Source organism: Mesorhizobium sp. B3-2-1 (assembly GCF_006439515.1).
Lineage (GTDB): Bacteria > Pseudomonadota > Alphaproteobacteria > Rhizobiales > Rhizobiaceae > Mesorhizobium.
This window is the reverse complement of record NZ_VFTI01000006.1, coordinates 63,414-84,795: the sequence shown is the minus strand read 5'-3', so window position 1 is coordinate 84,795 and position 21,382 is coordinate 63,414. Positions and strand designations below refer to the sequence as shown.

21 protein-coding genes are annotated in these 21,382 nt (G+C 61.6%); 16 read left to right on the top strand and 5 right to left on the bottom strand.

Translation table 11 applies throughout. The features are described from left to right. Positions 1-48: 48 nt before the first annotated feature. The gene (locus tag FJW08_RS08375) at positions 49-2,349 is read left to right on the top strand and encodes an FdhF/YdeP family oxidoreductase (protein WP_140810117.1); all 2,301 of its coding nucleotides are present in this window, start codon (positions 49-51) and stop codon (positions 2,347-2,349) included. 108 nt (positions 2,350-2,457) lie between these two features. Here the strand turns inward: FJW08_RS08375 and FJW08_RS08370 are convergent, their stop codons facing one another. From FJW08_RS08370 to FJW08_RS08355, 4 genes are all read right to left on the bottom strand, one after another. Beyond that, a complete protein-coding gene (locus FJW08_RS08370; protein WP_140810116.1) occupies positions 2,458-2,682 on the bottom strand; it encodes a hypothetical protein in 225 nt (74 codons plus the stop codon). Further along, positions 2,679-2,945, bottom strand: a complete 267-nt coding sequence (locus FJW08_RS08365) for a hypothetical protein (RefSeq protein WP_140764730.1) — start codon at positions 2,943-2,945, stop codon at positions 2,679-2,681. The genes FJW08_RS08370 and FJW08_RS08365 overlap by 4 nt, the downstream gene beginning before the upstream one ends. 327 nt (positions 2,946-3,272) lie before the next feature. Beyond that, the gene (locus tag FJW08_RS08360) at positions 3,273-3,650 is read right to left on the bottom strand and encodes a response regulator (protein WP_140764726.1); all 378 of its coding nucleotides are present in this window, start codon (positions 3,648-3,650) and stop codon (positions 3,273-3,275) included. Continuing rightward, positions 3,647-6,757 carry a CheR family methyltransferase gene (locus tag FJW08_RS08355; RefSeq protein ID WP_140810115.1) on the bottom strand — a complete coding sequence of 1,037 codons (3,111 nt, stop codon included), beginning with the start codon at positions 6,755-6,757 and terminating at the stop codon, positions 3,647-3,649. The genes FJW08_RS08360 and FJW08_RS08355 overlap by 4 nt, the downstream gene beginning before the upstream one ends. An 82-nt stretch (positions 6,758-6,839) precedes the next feature. On the opposite strand from FJW08_RS08355, the gene FJW08_RS32360 reads away from it, so the two are divergent. Together FJW08_RS32360 and FJW08_RS08350 are read left to right on the top strand one after the other, a co-directional pair. Further along, entirely contained in the window at positions 6,840-7,085 is a 246-nt protein-coding gene (locus FJW08_RS32360; RefSeq protein ID WP_181178808.1) for a hypothetical protein, read from the top strand. 4 nt (positions 7,086-7,089) lie between these two features. Beyond that, entirely contained in the window at positions 7,090-7,686 is a 597-nt protein-coding gene (locus FJW08_RS08350) for a response regulator (protein ID WP_181182875.1), read from the top strand. A 121-nt stretch (positions 7,687-7,807) separates the two neighbouring features. Here the strand turns inward: FJW08_RS08350 and FJW08_RS08345 are convergent, their stop codons facing one another. Then, positions 7,808-8,080 (bottom strand): hypothetical protein, encoded by a 273-nt coding sequence (locus FJW08_RS08345; protein WP_140764717.1) that lies wholly within the window; start codon positions 8,078-8,080, stop codon positions 7,808-7,810. 213 nt (positions 8,081-8,293) lie between these two features. On the opposite strand from FJW08_RS08345, the gene FJW08_RS08340 reads away from it, so the two are divergent. The 13 genes from FJW08_RS08340 (at position 8,294) to FJW08_RS08280 (ending at position 21,380) form a co-directional block, all read left to right on the top strand. Next, positions 8,294-9,400, top strand: coding sequence for an NAD-dependent epimerase/dehydratase family protein (locus tag FJW08_RS08340; protein ID WP_140764714.1), 1,107 nt, complete (start codon positions 8,294-8,296; stop codon positions 9,398-9,400). Then, on the top strand, positions 9,397-10,476 hold the full coding sequence (locus tag FJW08_RS08335; protein ID WP_140764711.1) for an NAD-dependent epimerase/dehydratase family protein: 1,080 nt from the start codon (positions 9,397-9,399) through the stop codon (positions 10,474-10,476). Before FJW08_RS08340 ends, FJW08_RS08335 begins: the two co-directional genes overlap by 4 nt. Next, positions 10,473-11,765 (top strand): TIGR04295 family B12-binding domain-containing radical SAM protein, encoded by a 1,293-nt coding sequence (locus FJW08_RS08330; RefSeq protein ID WP_140810113.1) that lies wholly within the window; start codon positions 10,473-10,475, stop codon positions 11,763-11,765. Before FJW08_RS08335 ends, FJW08_RS08330 begins: the two co-directional genes overlap by 4 nt. Then, entirely contained in the window at positions 11,750-12,850 is a 1,101-nt protein-coding gene (locus FJW08_RS08325; protein WP_140810112.1) for a glycosyltransferase family 4 protein, read from the top strand. Before FJW08_RS08330 ends, FJW08_RS08325 begins: the two co-directional genes overlap by 16 nt. 2 nt (positions 12,851-12,852) lie before the next feature. Continuing rightward, complete coding sequence (locus FJW08_RS08320; protein ID WP_140810111.1) at positions 12,853-13,983, top strand: glycosyltransferase; 1,131 nt, start codon at positions 12,853-12,855, stop codon at positions 13,981-13,983. Next, complete coding sequence (locus FJW08_RS08315) at positions 13,980-15,074, top strand: glycosyltransferase (RefSeq protein WP_140810110.1); 1,095 nt, start codon at positions 13,980-13,982, stop codon at positions 15,072-15,074. Before FJW08_RS08320 ends, FJW08_RS08315 begins: the two co-directional genes overlap by 4 nt. After that, positions 15,071-16,174, top strand: a complete 1,104-nt coding sequence (locus tag FJW08_RS08310) for a glycosyltransferase (RefSeq protein WP_140810108.1) — start codon at positions 15,071-15,073, stop codon at positions 16,172-16,174. Before FJW08_RS08315 ends, FJW08_RS08310 begins: the two co-directional genes overlap by 4 nt. A gap of 23 nt (positions 16,175-16,197) precedes the next feature. Further along, entirely contained in the window at positions 16,198-17,244 is a 1,047-nt protein-coding gene (locus tag FJW08_RS08305; RefSeq protein WP_140810107.1) for a UDP-glucuronic acid decarboxylase family protein, read from the top strand. Positions 17,245-17,321: 77 nt separating this feature from the next. Beyond that, positions 17,322-17,519: a hypothetical protein gene (locus FJW08_RS08300; protein ID WP_224597712.1), complete on the top strand. Its 198-nt coding sequence runs from the start codon at positions 17,322-17,324 to the stop codon at positions 17,517-17,519. A 246-nt stretch (positions 17,520-17,765) separates the two neighbouring features. Further along, positions 17,766-18,869, top strand: a complete 1,104-nt coding sequence (locus FJW08_RS08295; RefSeq protein ID WP_140764693.1) for an inositol-3-phosphate synthase — start codon at positions 17,766-17,768, stop codon at positions 18,867-18,869. Continuing rightward, a complete protein-coding gene (locus FJW08_RS08290; RefSeq protein WP_140764690.1) occupies positions 18,866-19,462 on the top strand; it encodes a histidine phosphatase family protein in 597 nt (198 codons plus the stop codon). Before FJW08_RS08295 ends, FJW08_RS08290 begins: the two co-directional genes overlap by 4 nt. Before the next feature lie 14 nt (positions 19,463-19,476). Further along, positions 19,477-20,577: a glycosyltransferase gene (locus FJW08_RS08285; protein ID WP_140810106.1), complete on the top strand. Its 1,101-nt coding sequence runs from the start codon at positions 19,477-19,479 to the stop codon at positions 20,575-20,577. Beyond that, positions 20,577-21,380, top strand: coding sequence for a sugar phosphate nucleotidyltransferase (locus FJW08_RS08280; protein WP_140810105.1), 804 nt, complete (start codon positions 20,577-20,579; stop codon positions 21,378-21,380). Before FJW08_RS08285 ends, FJW08_RS08280 begins: the two co-directional genes overlap by 1 nt. Positions 21,381-21,382: the final 2 nt, after the last annotated feature.

Genomic DNA, 21,382 nt, shown 5'->3' with positions numbered 1-21,382 from the left:
TCAAGCAGGGGCGAGGTTTGGTAATGGCTTTCGCAAGGACGACCCGCGATGAAACCCGCCGTTACCGATCGTGTCGAAATCAAGAAATACGACCACCCGACGGGCGGGTGGGGATCCCTGTCCTCCCTGATCCGCAAGGCATATGGCGAAGGCCTGCTGATGTCTGGGATATGGAGCACGCTGCTCAAGCAGAACAAGGCGGACGGCTACATGTGCGTTTCCTGCTCATGGGCCAAGCCAGCGGAGCCGCGACCCTTCGAGTTTTGCGAAAATGGCGCCAAGGCCACCATGTGGGATCAGACGAAGCTGCGCTGCGGCCCCGACTTCTTCGCACGACATTCGGTCACCGAACTGCTCGATTGGCCGGATCGCGACCTGGAAAAGCAAGGCAGGCTCACCGATCCGCTGCGCTACAACGCTGTCAACGACCGCTATGAGCCGATCTCCTGGGATGAAGCCTTTGCCGAGATCGGCATGGAACTTCGGCGGCTCGATCCGAAGTCGGTCGTCTTCTACACATCGGGCCGGGCCTCGCTCGAAGCGTCGTTCATGTATCAGCTCTTCGCCCGCATCTACGGTTCGTCGAATCTGCCCGACTCTTCCAACATGTGTCACGAATCAACCTCGGTCGGGCTTCCCGAGTCGATCGGCTCGCCGGTTGGGACCGTGCAGCTCGAAGACTTTTCCAAATGCGACATGATGTTCTTCTTCGGCCACAACACCGGCGTGACGGCGCCGCGGCTGTTGCACCCGCTGCAGGAGGCTCGCCAGCGTGACGTGCCGGTGTTCACATTCAACCCCTTGCCGGAGCGAGGGCTTAGGCGTTTCAAGAATCCGCAGGACCCCGTCGAAATGTTGTCGCCAAGCCCCGGCACCAAGATGTCCAGCGACTTCTTCCAGGTCCGCAGCGGCGGCGACATTGCAGCGATGACCGGGATTGCCAAGGCGGTGCTGGCACTCGACGACGCGGCTCGGGAGAATGGAAATTTGCGCGTCCTCGATGTCGAGTTCGTCGCTGAACACACGCACGGTTTTGCTGATTTCGAAGCCTATTTACGCGCTGCCAAGTGGGACGACATCGTCACACGGTCGGGCATCGCGCGAGCGGATCTGGAGCATGTGGCAGAAGTCTACGGCCGCTCCAATGCGGTGATCGGTAATTATGGGATGGGTCTGACGCAGCACAGGCACGGCACCGAGAACGTCCAGATGCTGTGCAACCTGCTGCTGATGCGCGGCAACATGGGAAAACCCGGCGCCGGCATTTCGCCGCTACGTGGTCACTCCAACGTCCAGGGCCAGCGCACCGTCGGCATATCTGAAAAGCCTGAGCTCGTTCCGCTCGACAAATTCGCCGAATTCTATGCTTTCGAGCCTCCGCGTGAAAAGGGCCTCGATACGGTCGAGACCTGCGAAGGTGTCATTGCTGGCTCGGTGAAGGGCTTTGTCGGCCTAGGCGGCAATTTCGTGCGCGCCGTGCCCGAAACCGGCCTGGTCGAGAAGGCTTGGCGGCGATTGGGCCTGCATGTCGAAATCGCGACCAAACTCAACCGCAGTCATCTCATCCCTGGGGCGGTAACTTATCTGTTGCCCTGCCTGTCGCGGCTGGAGAGAGACCGGCAGGCAAGCGGCGATCAAACCGTTTCCATGGAGGATTCCACCGCCTGTATCCATGGCTCGTTTGGATCACGCCCGCCAGCTTCGCCAAATCTGCTTTCAGAGCCGAAGATCGTCGCCGAGCTGGCCAAGGCCACCGTGCCGGGCTCGAGTTCAATCCCTTGGGACGAGTGGGTTGCCGACTACTCGCGCATTCGCGACGAGATCGAGCGCTGCTTCCCACAACATTTTCGCCAGTTCAACAAACGGTTCCTGGCGCCTGGAGGCTTTCATCGCGACATCAAGGCATCGAAACGAGTTTGGGAGACGCCGAACAAGAAGGCCAATTTCAAGCTGCCGACGACGCTCGAGACGAACCCCGACATCGATATATCGGGGCGCAAGGTCCTGACGCTGATGACGGTGCGTTCCAATGACCAGTTCAACACAACCGTCTACGGTTATGATGACAGGCTGCGCGGCATCCATGGCGCACGCATGGTCTTGCTGATGAACGAGGCCGACATCCAGCGGTTCGGGTTGAGCGCGGGGCAGCAGGTCGATCTCGAAACCCATGCAGATGACGGCGTGGAGCGGCGCGTGCGTGGCTTGCGCGTGACACCTTATTCCGTGCCTCAAGGCAACTGCGCCGGCTATTATCCAGAGCTCAATCCCCTGGTGCCGCTCTGGCATCGCGCCAAGAAGGCTCACGTGCCGGCCGCGAAGTCGGTCCCGGTAAGAATTATCGGCTGATATATGACCGAGACCAGAGGGGCATCCCCTTTCCACCTCGCCCACCATTTTGGCTGGCGGCAAAATCCTGAACAGGCAGTGGCGTCAACCCTGACCGCCGGTTGACCCCTAACCGCCAGATCGCTTCGGCAATGCCGGCTGCTTGGGTTGCGTGCCCTGCTGGTCCCCGCCAGTACTGGACTGTGGCGTCGGATCGGTATCCGTCGTCGGGTTCTTGTCGACCGGCTGGCTGTTCATCGTATCTGTCTTGGATTTGACAGGGTCGGCATTGTCGTTGCAGCCCGCCAAGGCAAGGAACGCCGCGACCACACATATTGACAACGCCGCTCTCATGCCGGCTTTTCCTCGGTGAACTCGGCTGAAGCAGCCTCCAAGTGGCCTACGCGGTCGAACCGCACCGAAAGCCCCTGTTTGACCGCACTCCGGGCCAGCAGATGATCCAGTTCGGCATCTTCTATGGGGCTCCGAACCACCCGACGAATGGCCTTGCATGCCAGCTCGGTCGACACGAAATCATACCTTCTGCTTCTGGCGAGAACATATTGTTCAACCAGCATCTTCACGCGCCTGAGCGCGATTTCATCGGCATAATGCATTTGGTGGTTCCTCCTGCGCGCCGAACTGCCGAACGGGTAGGTTGTTCCACCTGGTTCAAAACATGACCGCTCCTGACGGAAAGCCCGCGCTTCCCGGCCGGGGAGTGCGCGGGCTGATCAGGTTGAGGGGAACCCGATCGTGCCGCGTCAATCGGGGGGAGCAATGACGCCACACGATACCGAACACCAATCGACGCCAGTTGTTCCACTTTGACGTCTTCGAGTTGTTCACGCCTGAACGGGAGATCCGCTTTTGGCCACGGTTCCAGAATGGCGAGATCGGTCCGTCCTTCGTAATCCGCTGGATTGATCACGACAGGCTTTAAATCACGACTGTTTCCTGGCTGCGCGAAGCGACGCGAGCTCCGCCACGGCGGTGAGGATGTCCGTTTCGCTTGCGGGCTTTGCCACGAATTTGCAGCTTCGAAACGGGGCTGGAACATCGCGCTCCCCAAATCCCGTTACGAAGGCAAACGGAGTGCCGCGGGCCAGCAAGACTTCCGCGACCGGCAGGCTCGTTTCAGCGTTGAGTTGAATATCCAGCAACGCCACATCGACCTTGTCCGCCTCGACAAGTTGAAGCGCGGCGGCAACGGACGAAACAGGGCCGACCACCGGATAGCCCGCTGCACGCAGCTCAGACGCGACGTCCTCCGCGATCAGCCACTCGTCCTCGACCACCAGAACGCGCGATCTATCGCTCATGTCGCGTCCTTATGGTTTGCCGAAAAGGCGATCTGGATCTCGAGACCGTTCTTGCGGAAGGAGGTCTCGACATGGCCGCCGAGCCTGTAGCCGATTTCCCCCTTCAACAGGTTCAGGCCAAAGCCATCGTTCAACGGCTCATTGACTGGAGGGCCGTCCTTTTCGCGCCAGCCGAGCGTGAAACTGTCGCCATCCATCTCCCATTTGACGCCGATCCTGCCTTGGGGCTTGGACAAGGCGCCATGCTTGGCCGCATTGGTGGCCAGTTCGTGGATCGCCATACTGAGGGAAAGGCCCTGTTGCGGGCCGAGTTTTACGTCGTCGCCATCGAGGTCGATCCGTTCGATGCCGAACGGTTCGAGTTCCTGATGGAGCAATTCCTTGACCGAAGCCTCCTTCCACCTCTCGCGGGTCAGCAGTCCGTAGGCGCGGGACATGGCGTGCAGCCGACCGATCAGCGCGTCCACGAACTCTTCCTTCGTATCGGAACTGTCCCGCGTGCGGTTGGCAATGCTGGCGATCACCGCCAGCATATTCTTGACGCGATGGTTGAGCTCCGAGATGAGTACCTGCTGATGCTCTTCCGCCCGCGCCAGGGTGGTAACGTCGACCAGTGTCACCACGACGCCCTGTATCCTGTTGCCCTTGTCCCGATAGGGGTTGATACGGACCATGTGAAACAGACCCCTGGCATCGCGCGCAAGATGATGATCCAGGGTCTCGCCTGTCTCGAACACGTTGTCGATGTGCTGCTTCAACTCGGGATAATCGAGTTGGCTCGACAAATCAGTCAACGGCCGGCCGACGTCGGAGGGGCGCAGGCTGAAGAAGGACGAAGCCGCCGGCGTGAAGGTCCGCACCACAAGACTGCGGTCGAGGAAAATGGTCGCGATGTCGGTGCTTTCGAACAGGTTCCGCAGATCGCTGTTGGCGTGATCGAGTTGTTCTATCTTGCTGGTCAACTCCGCATTGATCGTGTTGAGCTCTTCGTTGAGCGACTGCATCTCTTCCTTGGACGCTTCAAGTTCCTCATTGGTGGATTGCGACTCTTCATTGACGGAGACAAGTTCCTCGTTCGAGGATTTCACCTCTTCAAGGGCGGTCTCGTATTCCTCTATGGTGGATTGGAGACGCTCTCTTACATCGCGCAGTTCCCGCTCGAGATCGGCGGTGCTGTCGCTGTCACGACTTCCGCCGGCCTCATCGGATCGGGCCTGCGTCGGTCCCGACGGCTCGAAGAGGACAAGGTAAAGCGGCTCACCATTGCCCCGCTCGGCGAGCGGCTCGATCGTCAGCCTGATCGGTTGCACGCGTTCCTCGTCTTCCTCGACGGCGAGGTTTTCCCGCACGACCGTGCGGCGTGTCGTGGTCGCTTCCCTCAATGCGGCACGCAGGTCCAGCCGGAGCCCGCGGCGCGCCATCGTCAGCAACTGCCGGCTGGGGATACCTTGCGGCGCTTCGAGATACCTGCCGGTCCTCGCCGAATAGTAGACGACGTCGCCTTCGGCGTTGACGAGGACATGCGGCGGCGCGAACCGCTCCAGCACCTGCGCCTCGACAGCCTGACGCAGCGGATAGCCGACCGTTGCCTTCTTCAAGCCAGCGGTTTCGGCGGGAAAAACGCCGGAAGGAACATCGCCGATCAGGGCCGGCAGCCTGATGTGCGGCGAGACATGCTCCCGTGCCTGGAAGAGGCGATGTTTTTTGTCGACGGTGGCAAACAGATTTTCGTGCTGCCCAACGCTCTCGGACGTGCCGAGGAAAAGATAACCCCCGGGCTTCAGCGAATAGTGAAAGACAGGAAGAACGCGGCTTTGAATGGCTGGGCCGAAATAGATCAGCAGGTTACGGCACGAAACCAGATCCATGCGCGAGAAGGGCGGATCGCGGATGACGCTATGTGGCGAGAAGATGCACAGTTCCCGGATTTCGTTGCTGAGGACGTAGCTTTCGCCATCGCCGTTGAAGAACCGCTGTTTGCGTTCCGGGGAAAGTCCCTGCATCAACGCTTCGGGATAGCGTGCCGCGCGCGCAACCGCCAGCGCCGGCTCGTCTATGTCGGTGGCGAAAATCTGGACGCGAGGCACGGCCGAAAGCGTTTCCATGTGTTCCCGCAGCAAGATCCCGATGGAAAACACCTCTTCGCCCGTGGCGCAGCCGGGAACCCAGACCCTGACAGTATCGCTCGCCGTCTTGCCGTCGAACAGCCGCGGTATGATCTTTTGTTCGAGCAATTCGAAGGCGTCGGAATCGCGGAAGAAGTTGGTGACATTGATCAGCAGATCGCGAAACAGGTTCATCACCTCGCGAGGGTCCTTCTTCAGCCAATCGATATAGGCGCCGATGGACTGAATCTGGGCGATCTGCATGCGCCGCTTGATCCGGCGCAGGAATGTCTTGGTTTTATAACCTGAAAAGTCGTGGCCGGAGTGGCTGCGCAAGATCCCGTATATCTGTTCGCGGACCTGATCTAGGTCTGCCGCATGGACGTCCTCGTCACTCGCCAGCCCGTCCAGCGTGTCGAAGCCGCGGGCGTAAGCCACGAGCTTCGCCCCAATCTCCTCGGCGGGCACGGCGACGTCGATGAGCCCGCTGGCAATGGCGCTCTGCGGCATGTCGGGATTGCGCGGACCGTAGCCGTCAGCCGCTTGCGCGACGGTGAGCCCGCCTCGCTCCTTGATGGCCTTGACGCCCAAGGTTCCATCGGAATCACCGCCCGACAGAATGACGCCGACCGCGTATTCGCCCTGGTCGTCGGCCAGTGCGCTGAAGAAAATATCGACGGGTTTACGCTCCTGGGTAAGCCCATTGGGCCGCCTCGGGTGCAAGACGCCATCCTCGATGACGAGAGTGACGTTTTCCGGCATCACATAGACGTGGTCCGGTTCAACAGCCACGCCGTCCTCGACCACCACCACGGGCATCTCGGTGTAGCGGTCGATAACCTCATGCAGCAGGCTGTTGCGCTTGGGGCTTAGATGCGTGATGACCACGAACGCCATGCCGGGCTGACTGGTGATGCCCTTGAACAGCCCTTCCATCGCGGGAATGCCACCCGCTGACGCGCCGACGCCGACGATGGGGAACTTGATGGATCGGGCTGTCACGGCATGTCCCTCTTTCACCGACCCGACATGATTCCCTCAAGATCGGTTCGGACAGGACACAACCATATAGCGCGCAGGCAGAATGGAACAAGGCAGCACGAATGACGTTGAACCCGACATCCATGGTGGTTCAATGACAAAACGCTTTGCTGGCCTGAAGCTCCTGGCACCTATGGCGCCAGGTTCGCCTCAATTAATCAAGTACCTCGATGCAGGGCCCGTCCCGGGTCGCATGCTGGTGCTTGCGAAACGATTGCAGGCGGCTCTGGATGATAGAAAATGGAAAGCAGCTTCTCTGCATCCTAAACTCCCTTCGAAGAAAGGATGACGACGTGCGCGATCTGCGGGGATTGCATATTCTGATTGTCGAAGACGAATGGGCGATGGCGGGAGATCTCGCACGGTTTTTCGGCAACATGGGCGCCATCATCCTCGGACCCGCGGCAACCGTCGAGCAGGCGGCCGAACATACCGACCAAGCCGAAGCTGCGATCCTTGACATCAATCTCAACGGCCGACACGTGTTTCCGATCGCGGACAAGTTGATGCACCGTGGCATCCCGTTCGTGTTCTTCAGCGGCGACAACGACATCGCCATTCCGGAACGTCTTCGCTACGCCACCAATTTGCGAAAATCCTCGGGCAGCAAGGCCGTGTTCAACGCCCTTTTTCCAGCGCAGGGGTCGGAACAAGCGGACATCGCCTTGCCCCCTTCGCCAGAAGACGTCTTTAGCCTTTTGCCCAAACTGCGCCTCGCGGCGCGTCTTCTGCTGGGAGACGTCAACGCATCGGACCGGCTCGTCGAGAGAACACTCGAGCAAGCCATCCGGGACATCGACCAAAGGCAGCTTGGCCAGTCCACTGAAAACTGGCTCAACGACATCATGCGAGAGGTGGCGAAAGCCCGCGGCGCAAAGCTCATGCATTGAATTTTATCCTCCGAGCCCGAGGCTAAGTCGCTCCCTTGGGGTTGCAAATGGAGCCGTCGATTGTTCCAGCGAATTCCAAGATTTTCTGGAGTCCGGCTGGATCGCCCGCAGGCTGGCGTTCTCAACCCTTGCGCTCACGCTCGACGAATTTGTTGAAGCGGCTGGCTTTTCCGTCGCTGGTCTTGGCCTGATACAGGAACGCCAGATCATTCTCGTCGAATATCCGGAAGAACTCGTCCCAATCGACGGGGTCGAATGCTTCCTCGGGCTCGCCGAAGTCGATCCGCAGTATGCCGCCCTCGCCCTTGGTGCGAACCACCGCCGGCCGGCCCTGCCGCTCCTCGGCCCATTTGCGAATTTCGTCGTGATTGGTGGTCGTCTGAGACTGCGACATTGAAATCTCCCTTGATGATTGGCTTCGCCGTAGCGGCGTCATGGCGGCCTCGAGCGCCCTAACAGTATTGCGGCGCCAATGTTCCACCATATGGGCCGATGGCGATGCGCTCGCTTCCGCCGACGCCCGCGAAGGGAACTTTGTTGAAGCACAGGGAACAAACCTTTTGCCGAAAAGTTCGGGGCGCCGAGGTCACTTGTCCGAGGAGTCGTCGTGAAACGCATATTGGTTACAGGAGGCTGCGGCTTCATTGGCCGCCACGTCACACAAGAACTCATCACTCAGGATTATTCCGTTCGCATTCTCGATGCCCTGCTGGAGCAGGTGCATGCGGGCGAAGCGGTCGCGCTTCCGCGCGGAGCCGAACTGCTCAAGGGCGACATCCGCGACCGCGAGGTCGTCGCCGAAGCGCTGAAAGGCGTCGACGCGGTCATTCATCTGGCGTCGGAAGTCGGCGTCGGACAATCGATGTACGAGATAACGCGTTATGTCGGCACCAACGATCTCGGCACGGCTACCTTGCTCGAGGCGTTGATCAAACACCCGGTCGAGCGGATCGTCGTCGCCTCCTCGATGAGCGTCTATGGCGAGGGCCTCTATGTCACGCCTCACGGCCGGCGCATCAATAACGCCCGGCGCAAGGCGAGCGATATCAAAAGCGGACAGTGGAATCCGCTGTCGCCGGAAGGCGAACCCCTTTCGCCGGTGCCGACGGACGAGGAAAAGCCGGTCGATCTCGCCTCGATCTATGCGCTGACGAAATACGCCCAGGAGCGCGCCGTGCTGATCTTCGGCGAAGCGTACGGCATCGATGCGGTCGCGCTGCGCCTGTTCAATGTTTTCGGAGCCGGCCAGGCGCTATCAAATCCCTATACCGGCGTGCTGGCCAACTTCGCTTCACGTCTCGCCAATGGGCAACGGCCGATGATCTTCGAGGATGGCGAACAGAAGCGCGATTTCGTTCATGTGCAGGACGTCGCCCGCGCCTTCCGCCTTGCGCTGCAGCAACGTCAGGCAAAGGGCCACGTCATCAACATCGGCAGCGGGCGGGCCTATGCGATCAGCGAAGTCGCGCGTTTGCTGGCCGAGGCCATGGGAACCCCGAGCCGTTCGCCCGAGCTGCTCGGCAAGGCGCGCTCCGGCGACATACGCAACTGCTTCGCCGATATTTCCAAAGCACGTGAGCTGCTCGGTTTCGAACCGGGGCGCCGATTGGAGAATTCTCTCGGGGATTTCGTCTCCTGGGTACGCAACACGGTCGCTGTCGACCGCGGCGCCGAAATGAAGCGCGAGCTCGAAGATCGCGGGTTGGTGTCATGAGCCCGGGCGCACGCGACCGTCGCGAAGCGCCGGTCGCCATCGTCGGCGGCAGCGGCTTCATAGGATCAAACCTGGCCGACAGCCTGCTGTCGGATGGCGAGCCAGTGCTGGTGGTCGACAATTTCAGTCGTCCCGGCGTCGAACAGAACCTTGAATGGCTGGCCCGGAAACATGGCGACCGCCTTACCGTCGAAACCGTCGATGTGCGGGACGCCAATACCCTGGCGCCCGTTTTGATGAGATCCAGGGCGATCTTCCATCTGGCCGCGCAAACGGCCGTCACCACGAGCCTGGTCCGGCCGGACGAGGATTTCGACATCAACCTCCGGGGAACGTTCAACGTGCTGGAAGCGGCGCGACTGAGTGGTGAGCGCATCCCGGTGATTTTCGCCAGCACCAACAAGGTCTATGGCAGCCTCCCCGATGTCACGGTTCGCGAGGACGGCGACCGCTACATAGCTTGCGACAGCGCCATCCAGGCCGGCGGCATCGATGAGACCCGAGGTCTGGATTTCTGCACCCCCTATGGCTGCTCCAAGGGCGCGGCGGACCAGTATGTGCTCGATTATGCCAAATCATACGGCATGCAGACGGCGGTGCTGCGGATGAGTTGCATCTACGGTCCGCGCCAGTTTGGAACCGAGGACCAGGGCTGGGTGGCGCACTTCCTGCTCAGTGCCCTGGCGGGACGGCCAATCACCATCTATGGCGACGGCAGGCAGGTGCGCGACATCCTGTACGTCGCCGATGCGGTCGCCGCCTACAGGGCCGTGCTGGACCATATCGACATCACCAATGGCCAGGCATTCAATCTTGGCGGCGGACCAGAAAATGCGCTCAGCCTGCGTATGCTGTTGAGCGAGATCGGCGGCCTGACCGGCCGTGAGCTTTCGATCCGCCACGATGGAGAGCGGACCGGCGACCAGCCCTTCTTCGTCGCCGATACCCGCAAAATCGAGACCGCGCTTGGCTGGAAGGCACACGTCGCGTGGCGCGAGGGCATTCGCCATCTCGCCGACTGGCTGCAGCGCCACCGGCTCGAGCCCCATTCCGAAGCCGTGAGGTGCGTCGCATGAGAATAGCCCTGGTCAACCCCTCCTGGACGTATGACGACAGCATCTATTTCGGCTGCCGCCAACCGCATCTGCCGCTGGAACTCGGCTATTCCAAAGCCCTGCTCGAAGCGGCCGGCCATGAGGTGCTGCTGTTGGACGGCCAGTTGCAGAAGCTCGACAACTCAGGGCTCTACGAACGTGTGGCTGATTTCGCGCCTGCGATGACGGTCGTCAGCACCGCGCCGACCTATCTGTTTTGGCGCTGCGCACCGCCGGAGTTGCGCGTGCCGGCCGATTTCCTCAATCGTCTCGCCGGGCGCGGCGGACGCACGGTCGCCGTCGGGCCGCATGGTTCGGCGACGCCGGCGCCGACCTTGCGCAAGCTAGGCGTCGACATTGTCGTGCGCGGCGAATGCGAGGAAGTCGTCGCCGACCTTGCCGGGCGCGACAATTGGAGCTTGGTCCCCTCGACCGCCTATCTGCGGGACGCCAAACTGGTTTCGAACGGCGGCGTCCATGCCAGTGCGTTTGTCGATCATCCGCCGCTGGAATGGCCATCCGACTGGATCGCCGCCCATTCGCATCACCATCACAGGTTCGATGACCAACAGCATGGGTTCGGCGCGGAGGTCGAGGCGTCACGCGGCTGTCCGTACAGTTGCAGCTTCTGCGCCAAGATCGATTTCCGCGATGCCTATCGCCGCCGCAGCCACGAAGCGGTGGTGAGCGAAATCGATCGGCTGATCGCCCAAGGTGTCGGCTACATCTACTTCATCGACGAAATCTTCCTCCCCCAAAAAGCGTTGCTGGAGGCATTGGTCGATCGCGACGTGAAATTCGGCGTACAGACCCGCATCGATCTTTGGAAACCCGAGCTGCTTGAATTGCTGGGCGCGGCCGGCTGCGTATCCATCGAAGCCGGGCTCGAAAGCCTGACGGTGGAAGGGCGCGCCATGCTGGCCAAGCGCTGCCGGCTGGGCACCGAGGAACTTGCCGCGCTGCTTGTCAAAGCCAGACGCCACGTTCCCTTCGTCCAGGCCAATCTGATCGGCGTGGTCGAGGACGATCCGGCACTTGTCGATCACTGGCGAACCCACCTGATCGACAATGGCGTGTGGGCCAATGAACCCGTCCCGCTTTATCCATATCCGAGTTCGCCCAGCTATCGCGAGCTTTGGGGCGAACCCGACGATCTCGCCTGGGAGCGCGCCCATGACCATTATCTCACATCGTTCCAGAAGTTCAGCGACATCCAGGAGAAGCGTCCGCGTCCGCTGGCGGAACTGGAGGCGGCATGTTGCGGACACTGAGGTCGCGCAAACGGCGCATCCTGATGACGGTCGACGCCATGGGCGGAGTATGGCGCTATGCACTTGACCTCGGCCGGGAACTGGTCAAGGGCGGCGACAGCATCGTGTTCGCCGGTCTGGGGCCGCAACCATCCAGGCAGCAGGCCGAGGAGGCGCGGTCCTTCGCAACGCTGATATGGTTGAACACGCCGCTCGATTGGATGACCCGCGACGCCGGCGATCTGGACGGCTTGCCGCGGGAGTTGCGTGCGCCGATGCGTGACCATGCCATCGACCTCGTGCACCTCAACGCGCCGACGGAGGCGGTGGGATTGGATGCGCCCTGCCCAGTCATAGTCGTTTCGCATTCATGCGTAACGACATGGTTCCATTCCGTCAGGGGACAGGCGTTGGACAGCGCATGGAGCTGGCAGAAAGAGTGCAACAGGCGCGGCTTCGAAAGGGCCGATGCGGTCATCGCGCCGAGCGGCAGTCATGCCCAGTTGCTTGAGACGTGCTATGGCCCGATCGCACGCCTCCACGTCGTGGGAAATGGCGCACGTCCGGTCCCGCACGTCGAACACCGCCAGCCGCTGGTCTTCGCCGCCGCCCGCTGGTGGGACGAGGGAAAGAACGTGGCGGCGGTCGACCAGGCCGCCTCCTTGACGCAATGGCCCATCTTTACAGCCGGTTCGATGCACGGCCCGAACGGCGAGCGTGCCACCGTCGACCACGCCGTTCCTCTCGGGGCACTGCCGTATGACGAGGTGCGCTCCTTGATGGCCCGCGCCGGCATTTTTGTATCGCCATCGCTCTACGAACCGTTCGGCCTGGCGGCGCTGGAAGCGGCTATGTCGGCAACGCCCCTGGTGCTCTCGGACATCCCGACCTATCGCGAATTATGGGACGGGGCCGCGATGTTCTTCGACGCGCGCGACCCGCATGATCTGGCTGCCTGCATCAATCGCCTTTCTAGCGATGCCGGGCACAGGGGGGAACTCGGTCAGGCAGCCCTCCGCCGCAGCCGCAGGTACACGCTGGCGAGGCAGGCAGTGGCCATGCGCGATGTCTACGAAAAGGCGGCGCTGGCCGTGGCTGAGCGCTGATCATGCGCTTCCTGTTCTACACCCACTCCCTCGTCTCAGACTGGAACCACGGCAATGCCCATTTCCTTCGGGGCGTCATGCGGGAGTTGGTAGCCCGCCGGCATCAGGCCATTGCTCTGGAGCCGGCGGACGGTTGGAGCCGGTCGAGCCTGCTGGCCGAGAAGGGATCCTACGCGATCGAACGTTTCCGCAAGGATTTCCCCGAATTGATGCCGGTGACCTATGATGCCGGGTTCGACCACGAAGCCTGGATCGCCGAGGCCGACGTGGTGATCGTCCACGAATGGACCGACCCGGAGCTTGTCGCTCGTATAGGCCGTGTCCGGGCCGGTGGCGGCAACTTCATCCTTCTGTTTCACGACACTCATCACCGGGCCGTGTCGGCCGCCGAAGCAATCTCGGCGCTCCGTCTGGAGCATTATGACGGCGTTCTCGCCTTTGGCGAAGCGCTGCGCGAGAGTTATCTGCGCGCCGGCTGGGGCAAGCGTGTCTTCACCTGGCATGAAGCGGCGGACGATCGCCTGTTCAAGCCCCACCCGGAGATCCACCGCACGTCCGATCTGGTCTGGATCGGAAACTGGGGCGACGACGAACGGACCGCCGAACTCAGGGAGTTCCTGATCGAACCGGTGCGCGATCTCGGCCTTGAGGCCACTGTTCACGGTGTGCGCTATCCCAAGCCGGCACTTGCCGACCTGGCCGCCGGTGGCCTGTGCTACGAAGGGTGGATCGCCAACGCCGAAGTGCCCAAAGCGTTTGCCGCGCATCGTGTCACGGTGCACATTCCGCGGCGCCCCTACCGTGAAAGCCTGCCCGGTATTCCAACGATCCGCATGTTCGAGGCACTCGCCTGCGGCATCCCGCTGATTTCAGCGCCATGGTCGGATGTCGAGCAGCTTTTCAGACCCGGCGTCGACTTCCTGTTTGCCGAGGATGGCATCCAAATGCGGCAACACATTCAGGCGGTGCTGGCCGATTCCGATTTCGCAACCTCCCTGGTGGCCTCGGGTCTTGAGACCATCCGTTCGCGACACACCTGCCGGCACCGCGTCAACGAGTTGTTCGACGTGCTGTCGCAATGCACGAATCGGCACACCACTCACCCGACCGCCGCAAAGGAAGCCGCCGCATGAAGATCGCATTCTATGGATCGAGCCTTTTGTCGTCCTATTGGAACGGTGCCGCGACCTATTACCGTGGCTTGCTGAAGGCGCTTTCCCAACTGGGCTACGAAATCACCTTCTACGAGCCCGACGTCTATGACAGGCAGAAGAACCGGGACATCGAGGCGCCGGAATGGTGCACCGTCGTCGTTTACGAGGCGACCGGGCATGCCCTGATACAGGTGGCGGCGCGTGCGGCCGAGGCCGACATCGTCGTCAAGGCGAGCGGCGTCGGTTTCGAGGACGAGGCGCTGCTGCGCGCCGTCCTGGACCACGCCCGCAGCGATGCGCTCACGGTATTCTGGGACGTGGATGCACCGGCCACGCTCGCCCAGTTGCGCGGGGAGCCGGACCACCCGCTGCATCACGCGCTGCAGGAAATCGACCTCGTATTGACGTATGGCGGCGGCGATCCTGTCGTTTGGGCCTATCGTGCCATGGGCGCAAACGAGTGCGTGCCGATCTATAACGCGCTCGATCCAGAAACGCATCACCCGGTCGCCGGCAATGCCCGCTTTGCCTGCGATCTGGCATTCCTCGGCAACAGGCTGCCGGATCGTGAAGCACGTGTGGGATCCTTCTTCCTCGATCCCGCGAGCCAGCTGCCGCGACAACGGTTTCTGCTCGGCGGATCGGGCTGGGGCGACAAGCCGCTCCCCGCCAATGTCGACTGGCTCGGCCATGTCGGGACCCGCGATCACAACGCCTTCAATGTGACGCCAAAGGCCGTGCTGAATATCAGCCGCGACAGCATGGCGGCCAATGGTTTTTCACCGGCCACGCGTGTCTTCGAGGCGGCAGGCGCCGGCGCCTGCCTTATCACCGATTCGTGGTTGGGCGTGGATCTGTTCCTGAAACCCGGCGAGGAAATCCTTGTGGCGCGCGACGGTGGCGATGTCGCCGAAATCATGCGGGCGCTGACCCCTGGTCGGGCAAAGGCAATCGGCCAGGCCGCACTTCGCCGCGTTCTCGCCGACCATACCTACGCGTTGCGGGCGACCGTGGCTGATGAAGTCTTCAAACGGCATTTGACGCATGGGACCGTGGAGGCAGCTGAGTGACCACGCAGTTGAATATCGTTTTTCTCGGCCTGTCGCTGTCCTCGTCCTGGGGAAACGGCCACGCCACCACCTTTCGAGGTCTGCTGAAGGGCCTTCACGATCTCGGCCACCGCGTTACTTTTCTGGAGCGCGATGTGCCGTGGTACGCCAATCACCGCGATTTGCGCGATCCGGATTTCTGCTCCTTGCGCTATTACGATACCGTACAGGAACTGCAACGCGACTACGCACGGTGCCTGCAAGAGGCCGACGTCGTGGTCATCGGTTCTTTCGTGCCGGAAGGGCGCGCAGTCATCGACATCGTCGCTTCACTTTGCAAGGGACAATTCTGCTTTTACGACATCGACACGCCTGTGACTCTGGCGAAGCTGTCGGCGGACGATTGCGACTATTTGAGCTGGCGCCAGATCCCCTACTTCGACATCTATTTCTCTTTCGCCGGCGGCCCAGTGCTTACCGATCTGGCGCAGACCTTCGGTGCGCGCCGCGCCGAGCCGCTCTACTGTTCGGTCGATCCGGAACGGCATTACCGCACCGCGGATTCGATCCGCTGGGATCTCGGCTATCTCGGCACCTACAGCATGGACCGACAGGCCACGCTGAATGCGCTCCTGCTCGAGCCTGCGCATCGCATGCCGGATCGGCGTTTCGTGGTGGCCGGCTCGCAATATCCCTCCGACCTCGACTGGCCCGACAACGTCGAGCGGATCGAACATTTGCCGCCGGCCGATCACGCCGCATTCTACAGCCGTCAGCGCTATACGCTGAACGTCACACGCAGTTCCATGATTGCCGCGGGATGGTCGCCCAGCGTGCGACTTTTCGAGGCCGCCGCTTGCGGCACGCCGATCATCAGCGATCGCTCGCCAGGCCTCGACAGTTTCTTTCCCGCATCGACGATCCACACGGCCAAGAAGTCGGATGATGTCGTCGCGATTCTGTCCCGGGAATCGGCTCGTACACGTCTCGCCATGGCAGACCGGGCACGCGAACTCGTCCTTGCCTCCCACACCGGTGTGGCCAGGGCTCGCGAATTCATCACGGCGCTTACGCAAAAAGGGGCGGTGGTCCTCGATCTCAATATCGGAAGTGCAGCATGACCGGCAGACAGGAGAAAATCGCGATGCGACAAACAAAAAAAGCGCCAAGGGCAAAGACGGTGCTCGTTGCCGGTGGCGCGGGCTTCCTCGGATCGCATCTTTGCGAAGCATTGTTACGCGATGACTGGCGCGTGATCTGCGCCGACAATTTTCTCACCGGGCGCATGGAGAACATCAACGCGATCATGGACCATCCGGGTTTCCGGTTGATCGAGCAGGATATCTGCCGTCCGTTGCACCTTGGTGAGCCGGTGGACCGCATCTTCAACCTGGCATGCGCCGCGTCGCCGCCGCGTTACCAGGCCGATCCGATCCACACCACACGAACCTGCGTCATCGGAACGTTGAACCTGCTTGAACTCGCCGCCCGCAAGGATGCCCGATTGCTGCAGGCCTCCACGAGTGAAGTGTATGGCGATCCGGAACAACATCCGCAGAGGGAGGATTATGTCGGCCACGTGAACTGCATCGGCCCACGCGCCTGCTACGACGAGGGCAAGCGCACTGCCGAAACACTTTGCTTCGACTATCTGAGAGCCGCCAACGCCGATGCTCGTGTCGCACGTATCTTCAATACCTACGGGCCGAGAATGGACCCGGCGGACGGCCGCATCGTCTCGAACCTCATCATGCAGGCCTTGGAGAAGCGCCCGCTGACGATCTTCGGCGACGGCTTGCAGACGCGATCTTTCTGCTACGTCTCCGATCTGATCGATGGGTTGATGCGTCTGATGGATATCGCTCCGAATCCGGGAAAGCCGATCAATCTGGGCAATCCCGGAGAATTCACCATTATGCAGCTGGCCGCATTGGTGAAGGCGATGACCGGCACCAAGTCGGACATGACGTTTCTGCCGCTGCCGCAGGACGATCCTCGACGTAGGCAGCCTGACATATCGCGCGCGAAAGAACTGCTCGGCTGGACGCCGAGAGTGCCTCTCAACCAGGGGCTCGCGCGGACGATCGACTATTTCGCTTCGCTCGAAGGCGGCCAGATCGGCGATGAAATACCCGGTCGCGCCACAAGGGCGAGGCCTATGTCAGGCGGGCTGCAGAACCTCCCTGCCTGATAGCCGGCACCGCGGCATCTGCCCATCGAACCGCGGGAACATCCGCTCCAGCTTGTGGTTTGACGACAGGACCAGATATGGAGGACGTCATGCAACCCAAGCGATCCGCGACGGACATCGACAAGATGGCGGAACGGGAAATGGCTGCTTATTTGCGGCGAGCCTCGATCACCTATCTGGAGTGCTGCGTCAGCCTGATGATGACGCATCTGCAGCGGGAAGAAGTGGCCGCTATTCTCGAGCAGGAAGCAGACATGCTGCGAAGGCTGGATTGATGGGCCACGCCCTGGCGTGATCCGGGCCAGATAGCGCGTGAACTCCGCGGCAGTCTCTGTCCGGGCAGCCGTGCATGATCCAGCGTGGTGCCGCGAGACAAGCGCTCGGGTCGCTCCCTCCTTAAGCTGTCGTGCACTCTCGGTCCGCTTGTGGTCACAATTTTTCAGTCGAGCAAGGGAACATTCCGGCAGGGTGGCGGTTCGGCGCAAGGAACTTACCTTTGAACAGCATAGGGCGGCAGTTTCGTGGGATCGAAAAAGATTCGTGTTGGCATCGTTGGAGTCGGCAATTGCGCGTCGTCCTTGGTGCAGGGTCTCTCCTATTATCGTGATGCGAAAAGCAATGAACCGGTCCCGGGCCTGATGCATGTCGATCTCGGTGGCTATCACGTCGACGACATCGAAATTGTCTGTGCATTCGATGTCGCCAAGAGCAAGGTTGGTCGCGACGTCGCGGAGGCGATCTACGCCGCCCCGAACAACACATTCCGTTTTGCCGACGCACCGACGACCGGTGTTCGCGTCGAGCGCGGGCCGACGCTCGACGGGATCGGCAAATATCTGCGCAACGAGATCGAAGAGGCGCCAGAGCCGGTTGCCAACGTCAGCGGGATCTTGCGCGACAGCGGAGCCGATGTGCTGGTCTCATACCTGCCGGTGGGTTCGGAGGAGGCGACGCACTTCTATGCTGAATGCGCGCTCGAGGCCGGCTGCGCCTTCGTCAACTGCATACCGGTTTTCATCGCCTCGCGTCCGGAATGGCGGCGGCGCTTCGAGCAACGCGGGCTGCCACTGGTAGGCGACGACATCAAGAGCCAGGTCGGCGCGACGATCGTGCACCGGCTGCTGGCCAATGTCTTTCGCGAGCGCGGCGTGCGCATCGATCGCACTTATCAGCTGAATTTCGGCGGCAACACCGACTTTCTTAACATGTTGGAACGTGAGCGGCTGGAATCGAAGAAGATCTCCAAGACGCAAGCGGTGACCAGCCAGCTGGATGTTCCCCTGGAGCCCGGCAACATCCATGTGGGACCCAGCGACCATGTGCCTTGGCTCACCGACCGCAAATGGGCGTACATCCGTGTCGAAGGCACGACCTTCGGCGGCGTGCCGCTTAATGCCGAGCTCAAGCTGGAAGTGTGGGATTCGCCCAATTCAGCCGGCGTGGTGATCGACGCGGTGCGTTGCGCCAAGCTGGCGCTCGACCGCGGCATCGCCGGAGCGCTCACGGGTCCTTGCAGCTACTTCATGAAGTCACCTCCCGAACAGTTTACCGACGCCGAAGCCCGACAGCGGACGCTCGCCTTCATCGCCGGCAAGGACGAGCCTTTGCTGGATGCCGCGGAATGACGACGACGTTCTTCTTGATCCGCCATGCTGCGCACGACAATGTCGGCTCTTATCTTGCCGGGCGCATGGCCGGCGTTTGCCTTGGCGAGACCGGAAAAGCTCAAGCAGAGCACCTTGGCGGGCGCATGGCCCGAGAGACAATCGCCGCCGTCTTGTGCAGCCCACGCGAGCGCACGCAGGAGACGGCGCTACCGGTTGCTCTCGCCTGCGGTGTCGGTGAAATCGCGATCCGCGCCGAACTCGACGAAATCGACTTCGGCGACTGGTCTGGAAAGACCTTCGATGAATTGAATGACGACGCCGGTTGGCGGGCGTGGAACGACCAGCGGCAGGAGGCAAGGACACCGAGCGGCGAGACCATGCTGGACGTCCAGCAGCGCATCGTCTCGCTGATGAACGACGTCCGCGAGCTGCGTCAGAACCAATGCATCGCCCTGATCAGCCATGCCGACGTTATCAAGGCCGCCGTCTGCAAGGTGCTCGGCTTGTCAGTCGGCGATTGCTTTCGCTTCGACATAGATCCCGCCTCGATCACGACGATCGTGTCGGGCGACTGGGGCTCAAAGCTCCTGCGAATGAATGAAGTTGCCTGACGAGGAAATTCCCCATGCGGATGGTCATTTTCGGTCTCACCGTTACATCTTCATGGGGGAACGGCCATGCCACGTTATGGCGCGGGCTGATCCGCGCCCTCGCCCGGCTGGGCTGGTCCATCACCTTTTTCGAACGCGACACTCCCTACTATGCCGGGACCCGCGATCTGGATCAGCTCGACGGCGGCAACGTCGTCATCTATCCGGACTGGGAGGACATTCGCCGCGTCGCGGAACGGGCAATGAAGCAAGCGGATGTCGTTGTCGTCACCTCCTACTGCCCCGACGCCGTCGAAGCTTCCCGCCTTGCCCAGCAGGCAAGTCGCGGGCTGCGCGTCTTCTACGATCTCGACACTCCAGTCACGCTTGCCCGCGTCGAGCACGGCGAGCGTCCGCACTATTTCGGACCAGAGGGCCTTGCCGATTACCATCTCGTCCTGAGCTACACCGGCGGCTCGGCGATCGAGGCGCTGAAGACGGTTCTGGGTGCGCGTCACGTAATGCCGCTCTATGGGCATGTCGATCCGGACAGGCACCGGCCGGCAGAGAAGCGGGCCGAATTCGCCGGCGATCTGTCATATCTCGGGACCTACGCGGCAGATCGCCAGGCCGGCGTCGAAAAGCTGCTGGTCCGCCCGGCCATGCGCCTGCCTGATCAGCGCTTCATCATTGGCGGCGCGCAATATCCGCAGGAATTCCCGTGGAGCGACAACATCTTCTTCGTCAGGCATCTGCCGCCCGCCGACCATCCGGCGTTCTTCTCATCGTCGCGGCTGACGCTCAACGTCACGCGGGAAGCGATGGCGCAAAAAGGCTGGTGCCCGTCGGGACGGCTCTTCGAAGCGGCTGCGTGTGGGGCTGCCATCGTTACCGATGCATGGCCAGGCCTCGCGGACTTCTTCGAACCCGGCCGCGAAGTCCTGCTGGCGCATGACACGGATGATGTGGTCGCCGCGCTGCAATTGCCGGAGCTTGAACTCGACGGCATCCGAAGGCGTGCCCGCGAGCGGGTCTTGAGCGAGCACACTTCCGCCAAGCGTGCAGCGGAACTGGATAAAATCCTGGTCGACGCCTCGCAAAATCCGGTCGGCGAACCGATGGAGGAAGCAGTCTGATGTTGGGCATTGTGCCCGCTGCCGGACGTGGCAGCCGCATTCAACCGCTCGGTTTCTCGAAGGAGCTGCTGCCGGTTGGCAGCCGGATCGACGGCCAGACCGAACGTCCCTGCGCAGTAAGCGAGTATCTGGTGCGGCGCATGGTGCAGGCCGGCGTCGACAAGATCTGCTTCATCATCGGATCGGGCAAATCCGACATTCTGGAATACTACGCAGCCGGCTACGGCGACGCGACGGCCCTCTTTGTGGTGCAGCCCAACCCCGTCGGCCTCTGCGATGCGATTTTCCGGGCAGTGCCCCTCGTGGCGTCCGACGAGGTCGTCCTGGTCGGTCTTCCAGATACGATCTGGTTTCCCGAGGACGGTTTCTGTCATTTGCCCGACGATCAGCTTTCATTTCTGCTCTTCCCCGTTGACCGCCCGGAATTCTTCGACGCCGTCTGCACCGAGGACGACGAGCGCGTGATCGAAATCCAGGTCAAGCGACAGGATGCCTCCACGAACTGGGTTTGGGGCGCGTTCAAGATGCCCGGTCATATCCTGCATCGGCTTGCGGTACTGTGGCGCGAGCGGGACCGCCGTGACGAATACATCGGCACATTGATCAACGCCTACCTTGCGGCCGGCGGTGTGGCCCACGGTGTCAAGGCTGGGTCCGCTTATGTCGATGTCGGTACCTTCAACGGCTATCGCACAGCCCTACGGTTGCTTGAAGACGGCGTCCCATCCGCCCCTCACCAGCCCGCCGCGATCATGCCCGGCACGCACTCGCATGTTCCCGTTGTCCCGGGCGAAGGAGGCTGACC